Source organism: Limisphaerales bacterium (genome assembly GCA_014382585.1).
Lineage (GTDB): Bacteria > Verrucomicrobiota > Verrucomicrobiia > Limisphaerales > UBA1100 > JACNJL01.
Genome location: JACNJL010000013.1, coordinates 1 through 17533, shown reverse-complemented (window position 1 = coordinate 17533; position 17533 = coordinate 1). Strand labels below are relative to the sequence as shown.

The 17533-nt window shown below is 56.3% G+C and carries 17 protein-coding genes; 8 read left to right on the top strand and 9 right to left on the bottom strand.

All coding sequences use genetic code 11. The features are described from left to right. Positions 1-145: 145 nt before the first annotated feature. Positions 146-1714 carry a hypothetical protein gene (locus H8E27_00385; protein MBC8324078.1) on the top strand — a complete coding sequence of 523 codons (1569 nt, stop codon included), beginning with the start codon at positions 146-148 and terminating at the stop codon, positions 1712-1714. 5 nt (positions 1715-1719) lie between these two features. On the opposite strand, the gene H8E27_00380 is transcribed toward H8E27_00385, so the two are convergent. Next, positions 1720-2460, bottom strand: a complete 741-nt coding sequence (locus tag H8E27_00380; protein MBC8324077.1) for a hypothetical protein — start codon at positions 2458-2460, stop codon at positions 1720-1722. Between the two features lie 169 nt (positions 2461-2629). On the opposite strand from H8E27_00380, the gene H8E27_00375 reads away from it, so the two are divergent. Next, entirely contained in the window at positions 2630-4117 is a 1488-nt protein-coding gene (locus H8E27_00375) for a hypothetical protein (GenBank protein ID MBC8324076.1), read from the top strand. 113 nt (positions 4118-4230) lie between these two features. Here the strand turns inward: H8E27_00375 and H8E27_00370 are convergent, their stop codons facing one another. The 3 genes from H8E27_00370 to H8E27_00360 all read right to left on the bottom strand — a co-directional run bounded on the left by H8E27_00370 (position 4231) and on the right by H8E27_00360 (position 7668). Continuing rightward, positions 4231-5265: a PDZ domain-containing protein gene (locus H8E27_00370; protein ID MBC8324075.1), complete on the bottom strand. Its 1035-nt coding sequence runs from the start codon at positions 5263-5265 to the stop codon at positions 4231-4233. Positions 5266-5291: 26 nt separating this feature from the next. Further along, positions 5292-6281, bottom strand: coding sequence for a trypsin-like peptidase domain-containing protein (locus H8E27_00365; protein ID MBC8324074.1), 990 nt, complete (start codon positions 6279-6281; stop codon positions 5292-5294). Positions 6282-6384: 103 nt separating this feature from the next. Beyond that, a complete protein-coding gene (locus tag H8E27_00360; protein MBC8324073.1) occupies positions 6385-7668 on the bottom strand; it encodes an acetylxylan esterase in 1284 nt (427 codons plus the stop codon). Between the two features lie 79 nt (positions 7669-7747). On the opposite strand from H8E27_00360, the gene H8E27_00355 reads away from it, so the two are divergent. Next, positions 7748-8221, top strand: a complete 474-nt coding sequence (locus H8E27_00355; protein ID MBC8324072.1) for a hypothetical protein — start codon at positions 7748-7750, stop codon at positions 8219-8221. Then, on the top strand, positions 8218-8775 hold the full coding sequence (locus H8E27_00350) for a hypothetical protein (GenBank protein ID MBC8324071.1): 558 nt from the start codon (positions 8218-8220) through the stop codon (positions 8773-8775). The genes H8E27_00355 and H8E27_00350 overlap by 4 nt, the downstream gene beginning before the upstream one ends. Here H8E27_00350 and H8E27_00345 read toward each other — a convergent pair. Further along, positions 8772-10181 (bottom strand): DUF1501 domain-containing protein, encoded by a 1410-nt coding sequence (locus tag H8E27_00345; GenBank protein MBC8324070.1) that lies wholly within the window; start codon positions 10179-10181, stop codon positions 8772-8774. The genes H8E27_00350 and H8E27_00345 overlap by 4 nt on opposite strands. A 244-nt stretch (positions 10182-10425) precedes the next feature. Here H8E27_00345 and H8E27_00340 point away from each other — a divergent pair, with 244 nt between their 5' ends. Continuing rightward, positions 10426-10986 (top strand): hypothetical protein, encoded by a 561-nt coding sequence (locus tag H8E27_00340; protein MBC8324069.1) that lies wholly within the window; start codon positions 10426-10428, stop codon positions 10984-10986. Between the two features lie 70 nt (positions 10987-11056). Here the strand turns inward: H8E27_00340 and H8E27_00335 are convergent, their stop codons facing one another. The 3 genes from H8E27_00335 to H8E27_00325 are packed head-to-tail and all read right to left on the bottom strand — an operon-like array spanning position 11057 to position 15271. Next, positions 11057-12286 (bottom strand): DUF1501 domain-containing protein, encoded by a 1230-nt coding sequence (locus tag H8E27_00335; protein MBC8324068.1) that lies wholly within the window; start codon positions 12284-12286, stop codon positions 11057-11059. A 4-nt stretch (positions 12287-12290) separates the two neighbouring features. Next, positions 12291-13556, bottom strand: coding sequence for a DUF1800 domain-containing protein (locus H8E27_00330; protein ID MBC8324067.1), 1266 nt, complete (start codon positions 13554-13556; stop codon positions 12291-12293). After that, positions 13544-15271 (bottom strand): hypothetical protein, encoded by a 1728-nt coding sequence (locus tag H8E27_00325; GenBank protein MBC8324066.1) that lies wholly within the window; start codon positions 15269-15271, stop codon positions 13544-13546. The genes H8E27_00330 and H8E27_00325 overlap by 13 nt, the downstream gene beginning before the upstream one ends. 128 nt (positions 15272-15399) lie before the next feature. Here H8E27_00325 and tal point away from each other — a divergent pair, with 128 nt between their 5' ends. The 3 genes from tal to H8E27_00310 are packed head-to-tail and all read left to right on the top strand — an operon-like array spanning position 15400 to position 17001. After that, positions 15400-16347, top strand: a complete 948-nt coding sequence (gene tal, locus H8E27_00320) for a transaldolase (protein ID MBC8324065.1) — start codon at positions 15400-15402, stop codon at positions 16345-16347. Positions 16348-16381: 34 nt separating this feature from the next. Further along, positions 16382-16600 carry a ribbon-helix-helix protein, CopG family gene (locus H8E27_00315; protein ID MBC8324064.1) on the top strand — a complete coding sequence of 73 codons (219 nt, stop codon included), beginning with the start codon at positions 16382-16384 and terminating at the stop codon, positions 16598-16600. Then, positions 16597-17001: a putative toxin-antitoxin system toxin component, PIN family gene (locus tag H8E27_00310; GenBank protein ID MBC8324063.1), complete on the top strand. Its 405-nt coding sequence runs from the start codon at positions 16597-16599 to the stop codon at positions 16999-17001. Before H8E27_00315 ends, H8E27_00310 begins: the two co-directional genes overlap by 4 nt. A gap of 12 nt (positions 17002-17013) precedes the next feature. Here the strand turns inward: H8E27_00310 and H8E27_00305 are convergent. Next, on the bottom strand, positions 17014-17533 hold a 520-nt coding region (locus H8E27_00305; GenBank protein MBC8324062.1), incomplete at its 5' end, for a c-type cytochrome.

Genomic DNA, 17533 nt, shown 5'->3' with positions numbered 1-17533 from the left:
GGGAAATCGCCACCGATGTTAAATTCGAAAAAGTCGATGCCACCAAAATCAAATTTGTGATAGTTTTGAAGCCGAACGAACAACGGACAGTCCAATATGTGCTGACCACCCATCACGGGACAAGCGTCCGCAAATAAGAAAAATTATGAAAGCCGCAACCGGAATCTGCCTCTCAATGACCCTCGGCGCCATCGCCGCTTGGCTGCTCACCTCCAGCCATTACGACCAAAAACTCAGCAGCGAACGCCGCGCCACCAAAAACACGCTCGCTGAAAATGCCGGCGAGCTGCGTTCCACCACCCAACGCGCCCGCGCCGCCGCCAATAATCCGGAGGTGATCACCCTCACCGAGACGGTCACCGTGGAGGTGAATCCCGCCGAAGTATTGCAGCAATTGCTCAAAGTGGATCCAAACAGCAAACAACGCTTCACCGAATTGCGCCAAGCAGTGCATCATTTTGAAACCCTCACCGATCTTGGCCCCAAAGCGTTGCCGGCCATTCGCGATTTCATTGCCAGCAGCGAGGATCTCTCATTCGGCCGTACCTACACGCAAAACTACAACACAAACTGGCGCGGCGGAAGCACCCAACCCCTCACCATCCGCATCAATGGCCAGAACCAAAATGCGCAGAAAAAACCCGAGGGCCAAAAATCACAGCCCGTCACGCGCACGTACACTTACTACTCCAGTTCGTTCGGCTCGCCTGGCACCGGTTATCTTGTGCCGCCCACTTTGCGAATGGGTTTATTCCAGGTGGTTGCCCAAACCGGTGGCACGATGGCGGAAAAAATGTTGGCCGATGCGCTGGGCATGGCTTCGGTCGGCGGCGAGGCGGCGTTTCTCGATTACCTACTCGCGGATCTTGCGCCGGAGCAATACACGGACCTCGCCCTCAAGGTGGCTCACGATCTCCTGCTCAATCCCACTGCGGAATCCGTCCGGGATCAACAGCACGAGACACAACTTTACGCCATCCTCGCCCGCCATCGCGATACCACCTTCGCTAAGCACGCGCAGGAACTGCTCGTCACCGACAACGGCCGCCTCAACCAACAAGCCCTCAATTATCTCAACACCGTCCTCAAGGAAAAATCCGTGCCTCTCCTCGCCCGCGCCCTTGACGACGAGCGGCTCAACAAAAGCTACCGCGCCTCGCTCCTCGGCTACGTGATGCGCTATACCGGCCAACACGCGCAGGCCGATCAAATGTTTCACGACATAATGAGCCAACCGATGACCGAAACCGATTCCCGCAAAGTCTATTACACCGACCAGTACAAAGCCCTCAACAGCATGTACTATAATGCCGACAAAGAAACCGCCACCAAACGCAAGGCGCTCATTGATTCCGTACGTCACACGATCACCAACGATCAACTCAAGCGCCAGCTCGAATACGTGGAAAAACGGCTCAACTACCAAATCGATCCCAAGACCAATCCGTGGAAAAAACAAGGTAGTTCAGAAACCAACATCGATTCGGGAGTGGTCTATTCATTTTCCACGATGAGCGAATCCATGGGTGAGGCTCCAGCCGGTATGATGTTTGCGCCGGTATCCGGCCATCCGAGCCCATTGAGCTTTTCATCAGGTGCCGATGTGCTACTCGATTCCGCCGCCGCGATCGAACTCCCCGCGCAACAAATGATTATTCGGAACGGCGCCAACACGCTCGATTTGCGGTCGTTGATCATTCCCGGCGACCGGTAAAATCGTTACCGTGCCGCCTTGCCGCCATCGAGTAGGATCACAAACGGCGCCTCGTACTTGTTGCAGCGCAGGCGGAAGCGTTCCCCCTTCTCAACTTTGCGGGTAAACACCGAATACGTCCGATTACTCCAAGCCACCATTTGCAAACCGCGCACCTGCGCCCAGCCGGCGGCCATAAAGTCTTCCGCCATCCACCGCTCCTCCGTCCAGCCGCCGCTGCCGTTGCCCTGGTAATCGTAATTTAATGCCAAATAAATCTGGCCACCTTTCGTCACTGTGAAATCCGCGATGCCGTTGGCACCGGTGCGGGGCGTGGCATAAATACTCGCGCCCAGCAGCGCATTAGGCACGCGCGCCCACGGGCCTTTCTCCGCATTCTCCGCTTCCACCAAACGCGCGGGCTTAAGCAGCATCATCTCCACCGCCGCCGGTTTGGCGTCCACGATGGCTTCCACAAATAATTTTTTCTTCACCCGTTTCGGTTGAAAATCCGAGTTACGCCGCAACTCTGCCAATGCCTTGGCAGCGGCGGCCGCGCTTTGGGCGTCACCGGCCTTTAAATATTTGTGGCGCATTTTCGCGACGGCGTCGATTTGCTGCGCCAGCAATTGTTGCAGTTGCGCGTGATGCGTGGCCAGCAACTCGGCGCGTTCTTTGGCCTGTTGCAATTCCAGTTTTGTGAGCGGATGTTTGGGCGCGGCAATCGCAATCGTTCCCGTGAGGCAGAGGAAGAGGATGGTTTTCATAGCGTGGAGTATTGGACGCATTTTTCATCTATGATGCTCAAAATAATGAACCGCCAAGACACAAAGACACCAAGTTTTGAAAAGGTTATCTTGGCGTCTTTGCGTCTTGGCGGTTCAAAAACAAAACCCCCCGCTTGCATTTTGTAAGGCACGGCCTAGGCTAACGGATATGAGCGGCACGAAAACAATGGGCCTGAGCATCACCGGATTCGTGGGATTAATCGTCCTGATTTACGCAGGCGAAAACCTGCGGGGCAAAGCGGCCTGGGAGAAATTCAAAAAGGATTGGGAGGCCAAAGGCGAAGTGTTCGATTACAAACAAATTGTGCCCAAGCCTGTGCCTGCGGAAAATAATTTTGCCCACACGCCGATGCTCAAGGCATTGTTTGGTGACGATCGGAAGCTGACATTCAAAGAGTTGGAATCGGGTAAAAAGAGGAAGCCGCTGCGCGTCGAACGCCTGATGAAGCTGAAAGGTGACAAGCCGGATTTGGTTCGATGGGCAACAGGTCGAACGACTGATCTCGCGGCGTGGCAGAAATATTTCCGGGACCAAAAGGACTGGCCAAGTCCGGCCAAAGCAGGACAGCCCGCGGACGACATTCTTTTTGCGCTCAAAAAACACGAGGCTGATTTTGCCGAACTCACCAAGGCCGCGAAGAACCGCACTCAGTGCCGGTTCGATGTTGATTACGAGGCCACCTTTGCTGCGCTGCTGCCGCATTTGCAGGTACTGCGCAGTGCCGGCCGCGGCTACACGCTGCGCGCGCTGGCGCATTTGGCCAAGGACGATGCCGTTACTGCATTCGCCGATGTGCGGATGAGTTTGTTTCTTGCCAATTCCATTCAGGACGAACCGTTTCTCATTTCTCATTTGGTGCGGATTGCTTTGCTGGATCAAGTCATGCAACCGGTTTGGGAAGGCATCGCCGGCCGAAAATGGAACGCCGCGCAACTCGGCGCGCTGGAGCAATTACTGGCCGATACTGATCTGCTCGACGGCCAGCGCCGTGCGATGCTAGGCGAACGCGAATTAGCCAACCTGTGGATTGACAATTTTCGCGCCCAAAAACCGGGTGAACGGACAACGTGGACGGAACTGTTCGGCGATGAAAAAAATGTTTTTGCCGCATTGAACATGACTCCCGGAGGTTGGCTGTACCAAAACCAAATGAATCTTAATTTTGCGCACGTGAAATTTACACAGCGCATCGTAAACACCAAGGCGCGCCGCATTCAGCCGGAAGTGGCGGTGGCATTTGAAAAGCACATCGAGGGTTTGGGCCGCAATCCGTACAACCTTTTACCCGGCATGTTGTTGCCCGCTGTGGGGCAGGTGGGTATTCGCACCGGCAGCGGGCAGGCGGCGGTGGATCACGCGCGCATTGCGTGTTTACTGGAATTGCACCGGCTGGAACACGACAGCTATCCGGCCAAATTGGAGAAGCTTAAGGCGCGCACGCCGCACGATCCGTTTACGGGCAAACCCTATGCGTACGCGCGCGCCAAGGATCGTTATCGCCTGCACGGCGTGGGGTGGAATCAGAAGGATGACGGCGGCAAGCTGGTTTTCCGTGATGACAACGTCAACCGCGACTTGAAACAGGGCGATCTCATCTGGCAATACACGCCGGTGAAATTGCCGAAGGGGAAGTAACTGCGCGGACTCGCAAGCTCGTCCCTCCAAATTTAGCCGTGAATCGCTGGAGGGACGAGCTTGCGAGTCCGGAAACTATTCACTCAACCATTCACTCAACCTTTCACTCAAAACTACTCGGTTTTTTCAGTAGCCTTTGCAATCTCGGCGGCTTTAGCCTTGATTACTTTTTGAACGAGGCTGGCGGGGAGGGCGAAAAATTCTACGCGATTGCGCCGGGCGATATTGATCCCGAGCAAACGGCCTTTGAGATCCAGCAAAGGCCCGCCCATTTCGGAAGGGGCGAGGGTGACCTCGTGTTGGATGATTTTTTCAAACCCGGTCCGCCGCACGCTGACTTTGCCGCTGAGTTTATCGTTGCGTGATTTCATACTGGCAAACACCAACTCGCGATAGCCGAGCTTGATCTTCAGTGTCTTCTGTTCGTCCTTCCGCTGCACGACCACGGTGATGGTTTCGCCCGCGTCATGTTTGCCCACAGCTTTCTTCAACTCGTCAGTGGAATTCACGGCCTTGCCTTCAATGGAAAGAATGACGTCGCCGTTTTTCATGCCGGCTTGTTCGGACGGACCCTTGGGTGTCACGGTGCGCACGGGCACACCTTTTTTATCTTTCACCTCGGTGCCCATCAAAATTCCGATTACTGCGCCCGCTTTGGGGATGGCGCGGGCTGTCGCGCTGGTAATGCCCGCACGCACGTAAGGGCGTGTCGCGGAACCGGCCACGCCGGCGACAACCCAAGTGGCGGGGGCGATCTCATCGGTCTTGGCCCATTGGTAATCTGGTTTTTGGGTCAAATCCGTGGTGATGAACACCAAATCAGTAGCGCTGTCGTGGGCGACGATTTTGCCGCGGTTGTACCGTTCGGCGCCGGGCAATGCGATGCGCAGCGTACCGCCGGATTTGGCGGTATCGAGTTCGCTGTATTTGGTCACCACTAATCCCTGATCATTCACCAGCGTGCCAACCGCGACTTTGTAGCCGGTACCGTAAATGATTCGGACCGTGCAACTACGCGCAATTTTTTCCACGTCGCTGAAGGCGGCGACTACGGTTTTGCCATCGGTGCGCAGGGCTGAGGGAAGGCTGGAGGCGGCCGGTGCGTTCAGTGCGCCGAGGGCGAGAAACAGGATGAGAAATTTTTTCATGATTAAATTATTCCAGGTTGCTTGCACTATTTACGAGGCGGAAAACCAAAGGGCAATTTGGGAGCAGCTCCGGGGCGACTGCCAAGGGTAACTTCAATTTCCATTTCTTTTTTATCGCGCAATAAAGTGAGTTTGGTTTTAGCACCGGGGCGGAGTTTGCCGATGAGGCTAGTGAGGTTGCCCGAGGCCTTCACGTCATTACCGCTTACTTTGATGATGATATCACCTACTTTTAGGCCGGATTTTTTTGCGGGGGAATTGTCGCGAATGATTTCTAGCTCGGCCCCTTCGACGCCGTCTTTTTTGTAATCCACGGCCGTAACTCCAAGAAATCCGGGCAGCGAAGGGTCGCTGAGGTTTTTCCAATCGCCGTGAAAGGCGGGCATGGAGACGTGGTAGTTTTGGTCCGGCTCGCCGGAGATTCGGCTATGAATGCCGATGACGGTTCCATCGAGGTTAAAAAGCGGCCCGCCGGAATCGCCACCGAGCAGTTTGCAATCGCTGCGGAGTGTATCCGGGCGCGAGAAGATGATGCGGCCGAGGCGTACCACCGCGCCGCGCTTGGCGTCCAACCCGCCGGGATTGCCAATGGAAACAACCCATTGGCCGACTTTGGGGAGATTGGTTTTGTGTGTCTCGTAATGCGAGGTGGGCAAATCTTTCGGCTTGAGGATTTGCACCATGCCGGCATCGGCTTTATTTTTGCCAAGCGCTTTGCCTTCAAATTTCCGGCCATCGGCAAGGATCACAGTAACTTTGCGCCCAGGCGTTCCGGAGACGTGGCCCGCAGTAAGGATGAGCCCGTCGTCGCTGATGATCACGCCGCTGCCGGAGGAGCCGCCCATTTGCAGGGTGACCGTCGCCGCCATGGCATCTTCCAGCATCGTCTGGACTTTGCCTTGGATGGCCAGGAGATCCTCAATGGACTCGGGTGCGGTTTTTTCCCACGGGGCCAAATCGGCCGCGGGCGTCATCATCGCCGTCAGTCCGACGGTTAAAAGTAAATTTTTAAACATATGCATTGGGTTCATCTGTCCTGTCTGACGTATTTTAGACGTTTCGGTTACTTAAAGCAATGCAATGAAAGCGTTCCCAAAATGGATTTTTGCCTGTGAATAATCACTTTTTGTGGGGGTTGAGGTGTTTATCGGCAAATTTCAGGTACGCTGCCCAATCAAAATCCGTGACATCGTGCCGACCAGTGCGAATGTGATAGCCGATGGTGCCCATGGATGGCATGTCCAACGGCGGATGGGTTTTGGCGGGCAAACCCCGCAAGCCATACAATTGATAAACCGGATTCGCGTGAAGACCGGCGAGGAATTCGCCTTTGGGATCGGCCCAGCGATCGGCGGCGGCGCTGGCGATGTACACGGGGCGCGGGGCCATGAGCGCAATGAGCTGATGCTGATCGATGGGGCAGGCGTTTTCGTTGGCGTTGTATTTGGCAAAGTTGCCGCAGAACCAATGCGGGAAGGACGTGTTGATGCGCTGGACGGTTTCGCCGAAGGCACGGCGCGAAAGTGCTGCGCCGCCACAGCCGGAGTCGTTGGAAATGACCAACGCAAAACGCGGATCCGCCGCGCCAGCCCAGAGGGAAGTTTTGCCGAGGCGCGAATGGCCCATCACCGCGACGCGGTGGTGATCGATCTCGCGGTCGGTTTCCAAATAATCCATCGCGCGGCTCAGCCCCCACGCCCACGTGGCGATGCTGCCCCACGCGTCGGGTTTGCGTTTTTTGGTTTGGGGGTACAACGCGTGCACGCCGTTTTTCCAACCGTCATCAAAGTCCGGATCGATGTCGCCATAATAAATGGTGGCCAGCGCATACCCGCGCGCGAGGATGGTTTCCACCGGCCAACGGCTTTTTGCAAGGCCGCGTCCGTTTTCGGTGGCGCGATTGTTTTTGGTTTCGCCTTTCACCTTGCCGCGCACCCACGAGGGAGTTAGGCGAATGGTCGGGTCCGGATGGATGGTGTGGTTGCCACGAAAGTTGAGCGTGAGAAATATTGGCACAGGGCCCTTGGCGCGCGCGGGCAGGTAAATCAAAATCGTCATACGTGGCCCCTTGCCCGTTCCGGCGAAGCGCACCTCCACTTGTTTGCGATCGGCTTTGCCGCCGAGCACGTTTTTATGATGCGTGAGCACAAAGTAACTTTGCTTTGCGGGCTTGCCCGGTGCGCGGCCGTACATTTCTTTTTTGAACAACTCCAAAATCTCCGGTCTCCGTTGGGTTTCCCAATGCTTCACGGATTTTACCGGTGCGCCATCAGCCATAATCAGTGGATCAGGCAAAGTGAATTTCGGGATCTTTGCCTCATCGTAATTGTAGATTTTGGGTTGAGCGAAAAGCGAGGTGGTGAAAACAAACAAACCAACGGCCAGCTTCGATGAAATGTTCATACCGATGGCTTGGCGAAATAAATCCAGACGCGCAATGCACAAGCTTGCGCATTTGGCGAATCAAGTGCATATTGCCCCTATGAATGGCATAACACACGCGCTCATTCTCAGCCTCGGCTTGCTCGGGGTTGGCCAAGCAACCGCACAATTTTCCAGTGCGAATCTCACCGTACTGCCGTATGTGCAGCCCAACGGCACCCTCCATTTGGGGCTCAATGCGAACTGGCAATTTGCGCAGCCGGGCTACGGCCCCTCGCGCGCGGCCATCAACACCCAATATCTCGCCGCCAACGGCGTGCCAATCACGGTGGGCAGTTACGCGCGCCAACTCCGCACGTTGAATCAACAAAATGTACCGTACCTTGGACGCGCTCCCTTTGTCGGAGGACTGTTTCGAAATCGTACGCAGTTCAACCAAATGTCGTACAACCACTTTGCGCCGCAAGTCACTCTCACCCGCGTGGATCCTGCGGGCAATCCGGTGCAACCGCACGCGCCTCTATTTCAGGGCCGTGTGCCCGCGCCGCGCATGATGGGATTTGTCCAACCATGAACGGCTGGCATACGTTTCTCACTGGAATGTTTTTACTCGCCGCCGCTTGCAACCGCGGGAATGAAGCGGCACCGAAACCCAAATCCACCGGCCCCATTACAGAACACAACGGGCTGTGGTATGCCGCCGGCACATCCAATCTTTTTTCTGGAACGCTCGCCCACAAATATGCCAACGGCACCCAAAGTGCGGAGAGCGTTTACACCAATGGGCTCAAACTTTCCCAACGCGAATGGCACACCAATGGCGTGCTGAAATCGGAATACCTTTTCCACGAAGGCCAACTCACGATACGGCGCAGTTGGGATGCCCAAAGCAAACGTCAATCATGGCGCAAGCGAGAGGTGCTGGCCGAAGAACAGGTTCAGCGCGGATTCGATCTCATCGACCAAGGGGAACTGGTGGCCGGCTACGTGTGGGTTCATCTTGCCGCGGCGAATGGCCAACCCGTGGCGAAGCAGGCGCTGCAGCAGTTTCCCTCGGATATGACTGATGATCAAAAAACTGAGGCCAAGTCCATCGCGGACCAGTTGCTTGGCCGCAGCGAGGACTAAAGGAGTTCCTTCAACGGCACGCCGTGATCAACGATGAAGCGCGGGCGGTTTTTGAGATCGGTGAACGTGGCATCCTGCGGCACGCCGAAGTGATGGTACACCGTCGCGGCGAGGTCGGCGGGGGTCACCGGTCGTTCCGCCGGAAAGCCACCCTCGGCATCGCTCGCGCCAATTACCTGCCCGTGCCGAAAACCGCCGCCGGCCAACGTGAAGCTCATTACATTCGGCCAGTGGTTGCGGCCGCCGGTGAAGCCGTTTTGTGTGCCGATAGTGGGCGTTCGGCCGAATTCACCCATCGCAATCACCAGCACTTCATCGAGCAATCCGCGCTCGCTGAGGTCGTTGATGAGCGTGCTGTAAAGATGATCGAACACCGGCAGCAACGGCTTGAGCCCGCTTTCGATGCCTCCGTAAACGCCATCGGATTTGTCGCCGTGCGTGTCCCACGTGCCGGAGCTCCGGTGGTTGGAAAGATCAATCGTCACAAACGCCACGCCAGCCTCAACGAGCCGCCGCGCGAGAAGCGCTTTCTTTGCCCATGGGTGTTTGCCGTAGGCATCGATGATTTTTTGTGGCTCGCGCGAAACATCCCACGCAGTTTTTGCCTTTTGCCCAAAAATCAAATCGTACGCGCCTTGGTTGAAGGTATCGAGGGCGGCCATATTGCCGTGTTGATCGAGGTGGCGCTGGATCGATTCGATTTGGTTCGACAACGCACGACGTTCACGCAGGCGCTTCAGCGAAAGACCTGCGGGCAATCGCAACAATTGATCCACCTTGTCCCCCACAAAAGGATCGTGTTGTTTGCCCAGCCAACCGCCCCACGCGAAGTGCGTACGGTCAAGGTGGTTGAGCACTACGTACGGCGGCAGCGCGGGGTCATTCGCGCCGCGCAATTTGCCAACAATCGAACCCATCGCCGGGTACATCGAGCCCTCGCGATTGGTGCGTGGCGCAGCGGCGCGGAAGCCGGTTTGCATCACCTGGTTTGGCTGATGACTGCTACCGCGCGCATCCATCGAACGGACGATCGTAAGCTTATTCGTCAACTTCGCGTACTTGGGCAAATGCTCGCACACACGCACACCGGGCAATGTGGTGGGGATCGTGCCAAACGGCCCGCGCTTGATTTCCGGCTGATCGGGCTTGGGATCGAGCGTATCAATATGGCTCGGCCCTCCGGACATCCAGAGAAGAATCACCGCCTTCCGGCCGCCCATCGGCCGGCCGACTTGGGCCGCTTCCGCTCGAAAGCGCAGAAGATCCGGCAGCGAAAGCCCAGCCACCCCCGCAAGACCCGCCTTGAGCATGCCCCGCCGGCTGAATGCGGTGAGCCCTTCACGGGTGCGCCCGTGGAAATTCGCGAATGCATGCGCGTTTTTGTGTCCCGCAATCATCCCCCGCATCCTACTCCCATTCACGCCAACGCGCAAGGCGGTAACAACGATTGTAAATTGATTGAAACTTCTCGCTGCGGTAGCCGTCTACCAAGTTGTTCGCCCCTGTATGGAGGAGCATTGGGGGCTGAACAGGTTGGATAACCCGTCGGACCACAAGTCCGGCGGGTTTTTTAATGGAGCGTATTTCGCGCGCTTGAATGAGGTTTGACAAATGTGAATGGCCTGCCAGATTCGACGTCCATTTGACATCATGAAAACACTCATCACCACCCTCACCCTGTGCCTCGCCACCAGCCTGATTGCCGATGACAAGGAAGACGACCTCAAAAAACGCATCGCCGGATACGACGCCAAAATCACTGCCGTCCGGAAAGATTTAAGCGAACTATACACCAAACAAGGTGTGCTACGAAAAGAATACCTCGCGCTCAAACGCAAACAAATTGAGTCAAAAAAAGCCGAAATCGCCAAACGCGCCACCTCCCTCGAGGCCAAGAAAAAGCCCGCCGCGAAAAAGCCCATTAGCAAAGAGGAATACCTCAAACAAGCCGCCGCCAAAAAAAAAGCCGCCGCTGAAGCCGCAAAGAAAAAAGCGGGACAAAAAAAGCCGGCTGCAAAAAAACCAATAAGCAAAGCAGAATACCTCAAGCTCGCCGCCCAGAAAAAAGCCGCGGCTGCCGGAAAATCAGGCGCTTCATCCAATGCCACAAAAGAATTGATGATTGCTAAAAAAGAACACGAAGCCGCCCAAACACGCCTGAAGAAAGCCATCGAAGCCTATAAAAAATCCAGCGCCGAAAAAAAGAAATGACGGGTTTCACCCTTGGCTATTATTATTGATTGCTTCGGGAAACCGCTGACACGTTTACCCTCCAAAGATTTTACGCCAATAATTTCAGCTTCGCATACTTCCCGCCCACCGCGGCTTCGGCGGGCCAATTGAGCCAATCGGTCAACAGCGTAGTGTACACGCTTCGAAAATCGGTGTGGTGCTTGAGATCGCCTTGATCGAGATCGGTGAGACTTGGGTGCTTTCCGTGCACTCCGGCTTTCACTGCGTCGCCGATGAAAAACATTGGACCGGCCGCGCCGTGGTCGGTGCCGAGGCTGCCGTTTTCTTTTACGCGCCGGCCGAATTCCGAAAACGTCGCCGTGAGCACGCGCTTGGACAGACCGTGCCCCTTGAGGTCGGCATGGAACGCCGCCAGTGCAGAGGACAGTTCCTGCATTAACCCCGCATGCGCGCCTTCCTGCTCGGCGTGCGTGTCGAAGCCGCCGAGCGACACAAAATAAACACTCGCGCCGAGGTCCGCCGTGATGAGTTGCGCCACGCTCTTGAGCCGCTGGCCGAGGCCGTTTTGCGGATACGGCTTAGCCGGTTTATAATCGGACATCACCTCGGCAATTTTCGCCGAAGTATCCAGTGCCGTGGTGGCGGTACGCCGCAGAAAATCCAAATCACTATTGCCCGCGCTGCCACCGTCGGCCAGCTTGCGCATCCGCGCGCGGTGCGCGGCTTGTTCGGCTTTGGTGCCGCGTAGTTGCAATTGATAATCGCGCAGACTGCGCACCGTGGGCACGGTGAATTTTGTGGACACCAAACTCAACGGCAACCGATCCGTGCCCAACGCCACGGCCGGCACTGTGCCGCCGAGCATTTTTGCCGAGGCATCAAATGCGCGCCCGAGCCAGCCGTCGCGCTTGTCCTCGATGTTCGGCTTTGCGGTGTGCCAAATGTCCATGCTGCGAAAGTGCGAGCGGTTCGGGTTCGGATAACCGATGCCCTGCGCGATGCCCAGCGCGCCGTCATCGAACAATTCCTTGAAACCCTGCATTTGCGGATGCAGCCCCAGCGCGCCCTCGAGCTTCAGTGCCGCACCTTTGCCAATGCCGAGGCTGGGGCGCAGCTTGCGATAATTATCTTCCTCAAACGGCACCACCGTGTTGAGCCCATCATTGCCGCCGGCGAGTTGCACCAGCACGAGGATGCGTCCATCGGGATTGGGTTGCGCCGCGCGCGCGAACACCGGATGGGGTCGGGTGCCCAAAGCCACCAAGCCGGAGGCGCCTATCGCTCCTATGGATTTCAGAAAAGTGCGTCGTGTGTTCATTGTTTTAGGTGAGTTGAAATTCCGGCAGCGTCATCATTAGGTGCACCAGTTTGCGCGGCTCATCTTTTGCCTCGGCCAATCCGCGCACTTCGCGCGAAAGCAGCAGCTCGCGATAATGATCACCGCTCCTGTTTGGCTCGGTCACTTGCCCCATTTGTCCGCCCAACAATGCCATCGCAAAATTATTGCGCTGCAATAGTGAGGCGGAGGTGATCCACAGGCGGCCGCCTTCCCAGCCTTTCACCGTGGGCGGCTCAAAAACCGATTGGCCCAGCTGACCGGACACGCGATTAACCGCCTGCAAATTGGGCCGAACCCCCAGCGCCCGACACGCGCCCAGCGTGAGTTCCAGCGGTTCCTTGATGCGCGCGTGTCGCGCTGTGGCACTGAAAAATAATCGGGATCCCAACAGCTCGCGCATCACCGGACGCATCGCGAAATCGTGCGTGCGCAAGCGCGCGGCCAGCGCGGTGATGTGGGCTTCGGTGGGTTGATCGAGCACAAAGGCGCGCAGCAATTTAAAGGCGATGAAGCGCGCGCACGCCTTGTGCGCGAGACACAGATCGATCACCTCGCCGCCGTCAAGGTTGGCCGTTTTGCCAAATAAAGTTTTGTTCGTGACATCGTGCTGGCGTGTGTTGAACCAAAACTTGTCATCGCGCACATGCCAGCCGGTGAAGGCGCGCGCGGCCTGTTTGATGTCGTCCTCGGTGTAGTTGCCTTCGCCGAGGCTGAAAAGTTCCATCACCTCGCGCGCGAAATTTTCATTTGCGTGCCGCTTGCGGTTGGCGTTGCTGTCCAGCCAAATGAGCATCGCCACATCCTTCGCCATCGCGTGCAGCAGCGTGCGAAAATTGCCGAGTGATTCGGCGCGGAATCGATCATTCTGCACGGTCATATGCGGCACGCTTTGCACTTTGGAAAACGAAGTGGCAAAATGATTGTGCCAAAAGAGCGCGAGCTTTTCCGTAAGTGGATTGGCGGTGTAATGCATCCGATGCAGCCACCACGACTGCAGATCGCCCACTGCGCCGGTGTCGTAAGCCGCTTCGCGCAGGAGCGATTCGGTGTCCGCAAAATCCGCTGTTTCTTTTTGCGGCGTGAGCAGTCGATCCAATGTTTTTGCCAAGCCACCCTTTTGGGCAGCGGTCACTTCGGCGGCCGTGGCGCCGAATTGGGTGCGCCACAGCAAATGCGTGGCGTCGCGTCGCGTCCATTGGCGCGTGTCGTGCGGGGCGAGGATTCCCGTTGGATTATTTATTCGGCCCATTTGCCTTCGAGTTGAATTTGGAATCCTTTGTCTTTCACGCTGGTGCTGAAGCGTAGAATTTTAATCGCTTTCAATAGACGCTCGGCCAACTGAATTTCGGCGCGCGCTTGTTCGGCGGGCTTTCCGGTTTGGATATTTTTGGCCACAAGCGTGCGGCGGTTGTCCGCCACCAAACCCGCCAACGCAGGCGGATGCAGTTCGAAATTGAAGTTGCGATTCACGCGCTGAGGGTTTTGAGGTTTTTTCAATTCCGTCACCAACGATTTCAACAGCTCCAGCGAAGTGCAAAACACGAAGCGCCCGTTCACCGTGGCGGCGCACGGAATAAAGTTGTACGAAAGATCCAGTCGCTCGCCCTGCGGCGGGCGCAAATATTGAATGGTGTTGATGGCGACCCCTTCGTGCACCACGGCGGTCATCACCGAAGGCTCACGCCCGCCTTGTTCCGCGCCGGCGAAGTTGGTGATGGTAACAATGGTTTGGAAAACGAGTTGAAACAGGTTGCCGTCCGCCGGGCGGTTGAGGTCAAAGAGCAATGCAAAGCCCGGCAGCTTGATCCCCGGCTCGCCTTTGAAATGTTTGAAGGATTGCTTGGCCGCCAGAAAGGTGATGGTGGAGCCAAAGGCGGGCATAATATCATCGCCGATGTCGCGTCCCGGAAAAATAGTGCCGAGGTCACTCTCAAATTTGTCGAAGCCCGCTTGCAGGCGTTCGTCCATCAACGCTTCGCGCTTGCCATACCACCCGCTGAGTTTTCGGTGGATGGAAAGGCCTCCCATTAGCCCGGGCACGGCGGGCACATCACGAGTGCCGGGTGTGCCGGCTTCAGAAAAAAACCAGCCGAACTTTTCACCCAACGCCTTGGGATCGCCTTCGATGCCGGCAGCGAGCTTGAGTCCGGCCTTGTCAGCATCAAGCGTGAGCCCTAAATAATCGCTCTGCATCGCCAGCTCGATGATGCCGGAAAACATCAGCGACACAAATCCATCTTTATATTTTTCCGGCAGACTGAAACGCTTACCGGCGAGTTTTCGGAAATAGCCGAGATCGGTCCACGCGCTCACGAAGTGTTCGGCGCCCATATCGCGTTCCATTTTTTTGAAGGCGGGATTGTGTGCCACGGACTGTTTCGCCTCCCCGCGCAGACCGGCTATGGATTGATCGAGCAACGCGGGTGTGCTGGCGGCGGCAAGCCAATTTTTGTGAAAGGCCACGAAGACTTTACCGTTGTTGCCGCTCAATGTGAGCAGCTCCAGTTCGCCGCGTGTTTCGCGTTTCACACTGTCTCTAGCCAGCACCAGCAGCGGCTCAATGCGTTCGCGTACGTGCGCCCATGCGGCGGGGTCGGTCACTCGAATCATTGCCGCCACGTCGGGTTGTTTGCTGTTGGCTTTTGGGTAAATGCCCACGGCGATTTTACCAAAAAGTTTGTCTGCCGCAGTCCAAAGATTCATGCCGAGGTACGCTTCCGCAATTTTTCGGCCAGCAGAATATTGTTTATACTGCGGCTGTTTCATGGACTGTTTGATTTGGGGCGAATCCAGAGCATCCGCGTAATACGCCGAGTCGCGCAACTGAATTAGGCGCTGTCCGAGGTCATTGATTTCCATATAACCCACTGCGCCTTTGGGCATAGCGGCGGAAAGCGGCGCGGCGTCCGCAGCAAACGCGGCAGGTGTAAGTAAAAGGGCAAACAGCAGAAATGAGATTCGCATAAAGTTAGTTTAGGGGGTTGATGTTTAAAGGCAACACGTTTTCCTTTATTTTTCGCTGGATACGCAATGAAAAAAGAATGGTTACACCGCCGCTTGTCGGCGCGGGAATGATATGGTTTAATCGGCTCATGAGCAGTCATCTTGATTCCTTGCGGCAGTGCACCACTATCGTCGCCGACACCGGCGATTTTGAATCTATCCGCGAATACACCCCGCAAGACGCCACCACCAATCCCAGCCTCATTCTAAAGGCCGCTCAGATGCCCGAGTACGCAGAGCTGCTCGGCAAAGTCACCGCCGAAGCGGAGAGCATGGAGGATGCGCTGGACAAACTGGCGGTGTTTTTTGGCCTCGAGATTTTGAAAATCGTGCCCGGCCGCGTGAGCACTGAAGTGGATGCTCGCCTCAGCTTCGACACCGAAGCCACGCTCGCCAAGGCGCGCTCGATCATCGCGCGTTACGAAAAGAACGGCATCGACCGCAACCGCATTCTCATCAAAATCGCCGCCACGTGGGAAGGCATCCGCGCCGCCGAGGAGTTGGAAAAAGAAGGCATCCACTGCAACCTCACGTTGCTCTTCAGTTTCCCCCAAGCCGTCGCCTGCGCCGAGGCCGGTGTGCAGCTCATCAGCCCCTTCGTCGGCCGCATTATGGACTGGCACAAAGCCAAGACCGGCAACGACTACGCCCCCGCCGACGATCCCGGCGTGCAATCGGTCACTGCCATTTACAACTACTACAAAAAATTCGACTACGCCACCGAAGTGATGGGCGCCAGCTTCCGCAACACCGGCGAAATCACCGAACTCGCCGGCTGCGATCTACTCACCATCAGTCCCAACCTCCTCGAGGAACTCCAAGCCACCGAAGGCGACCTCCCCCTCAAACTCACCGAAGAAACCGCCAACGCCAGTGATGCGAAAAAAATCTCCCTCAACGAAACCATCTTCCGCTGGCAGTTGAACGAAGACCCCTGCGCCACCGAAAAACTAGCCGAAGGCATCCGCCGCTTCGCCGCCGACACCGTAAAGTTGGAAGCATTCCTCGCAGACAAACTGCAGCTGCAACCCGCTTGACGCCCGGCCAAATTGTGTTACAGTGTCTTACAGTATGCGTGAGACATTAACCATCAGTTTGCCCAAGGGAATGCGGCGGGACATCAAAAAGGCCGCCAAGGCCGAAGGTGTTTCGCAGAGCGAATACGTGCGCCGGGCGTTGTTAAAAAAGCAATTCAAAACCTCACTCGCCGCCGCCCGCGCGGAACTCGTCCCACAAGCACGCAAGATGGGCATCTACACCGATGAGGATGTGTTCAAGCTGATTTCGTGAAAGTCCTGCTGGACACCAACGTCCTGTTCGCGGCCTTCGCCTCCACCGGGTTTTGCCATGAATTGGTGGAAACTATTTCTGAGCACCACGAAATGGTCAGCAGTCCGAAACTACTGAAAGAACTGCAGAGTGTCCTCGAACGGCATTTCGGAAAAGACCATCCCGCACAATCTTCATTTTTGAATTATGCGAAACTCATTGAATTGGCTGAACCGCTCCCCCCGCCAAAACCCATTTGCCGCGACCTCGATGACGACTGGGTTTTAGCCACTGCCATCGCTGGAAATGCCCAAATCATCATAACCGGCGACAAAGATTTGCTCGTATTAAAAAAACACGAAGGCATCCCCATCGTCACGCCGCGCGAATTTATCGAAATGATTTCAGGAAATAAATCCTGAACATCCTGCCCATCATTGTTCAATTAATGGTTTCGGCGGCAAGGCCACCTGTCGACTGCCGCGCAAGTACGCCACGAGATCTCGCAATTCATCTTCCTTCAGCGCCAGCACGAGGCCCTCGGGCATCATTGAAAAATCCTGCGGGTCAATCGCGGCCACATCGCGCCTGGCCACGGTTACCACTTCGGCCGGGGTGGCAATGGTGACCGACTGCCCTTCGCTACGGCGGATGACGCCCACTAACACGCGTTTGTCCTTCGTGCGTAATATCGTTGTGCGATAGTCGTTGGGAATCTCTGCGTTCGGGTCGAGCATGTTGGTCAGCAAATAATCGAGGTTGTTGCGATTGGAGCCCGTGATGTCCGGCCCAATCTCGCCGCCTTCGCCGTAGAGCTTGTGGCACTGCGCGCAGGTGCGCTGGAAGAGTGCCCGCCCGCGCGGCAAGTTGTCCGGCCGGTTCACCTTCGCTTCGAGCAACTTTTTGTACTTCGCAATCTCCGCCAGCTTCGCCGCCGGCGTGGAACGGCTCACG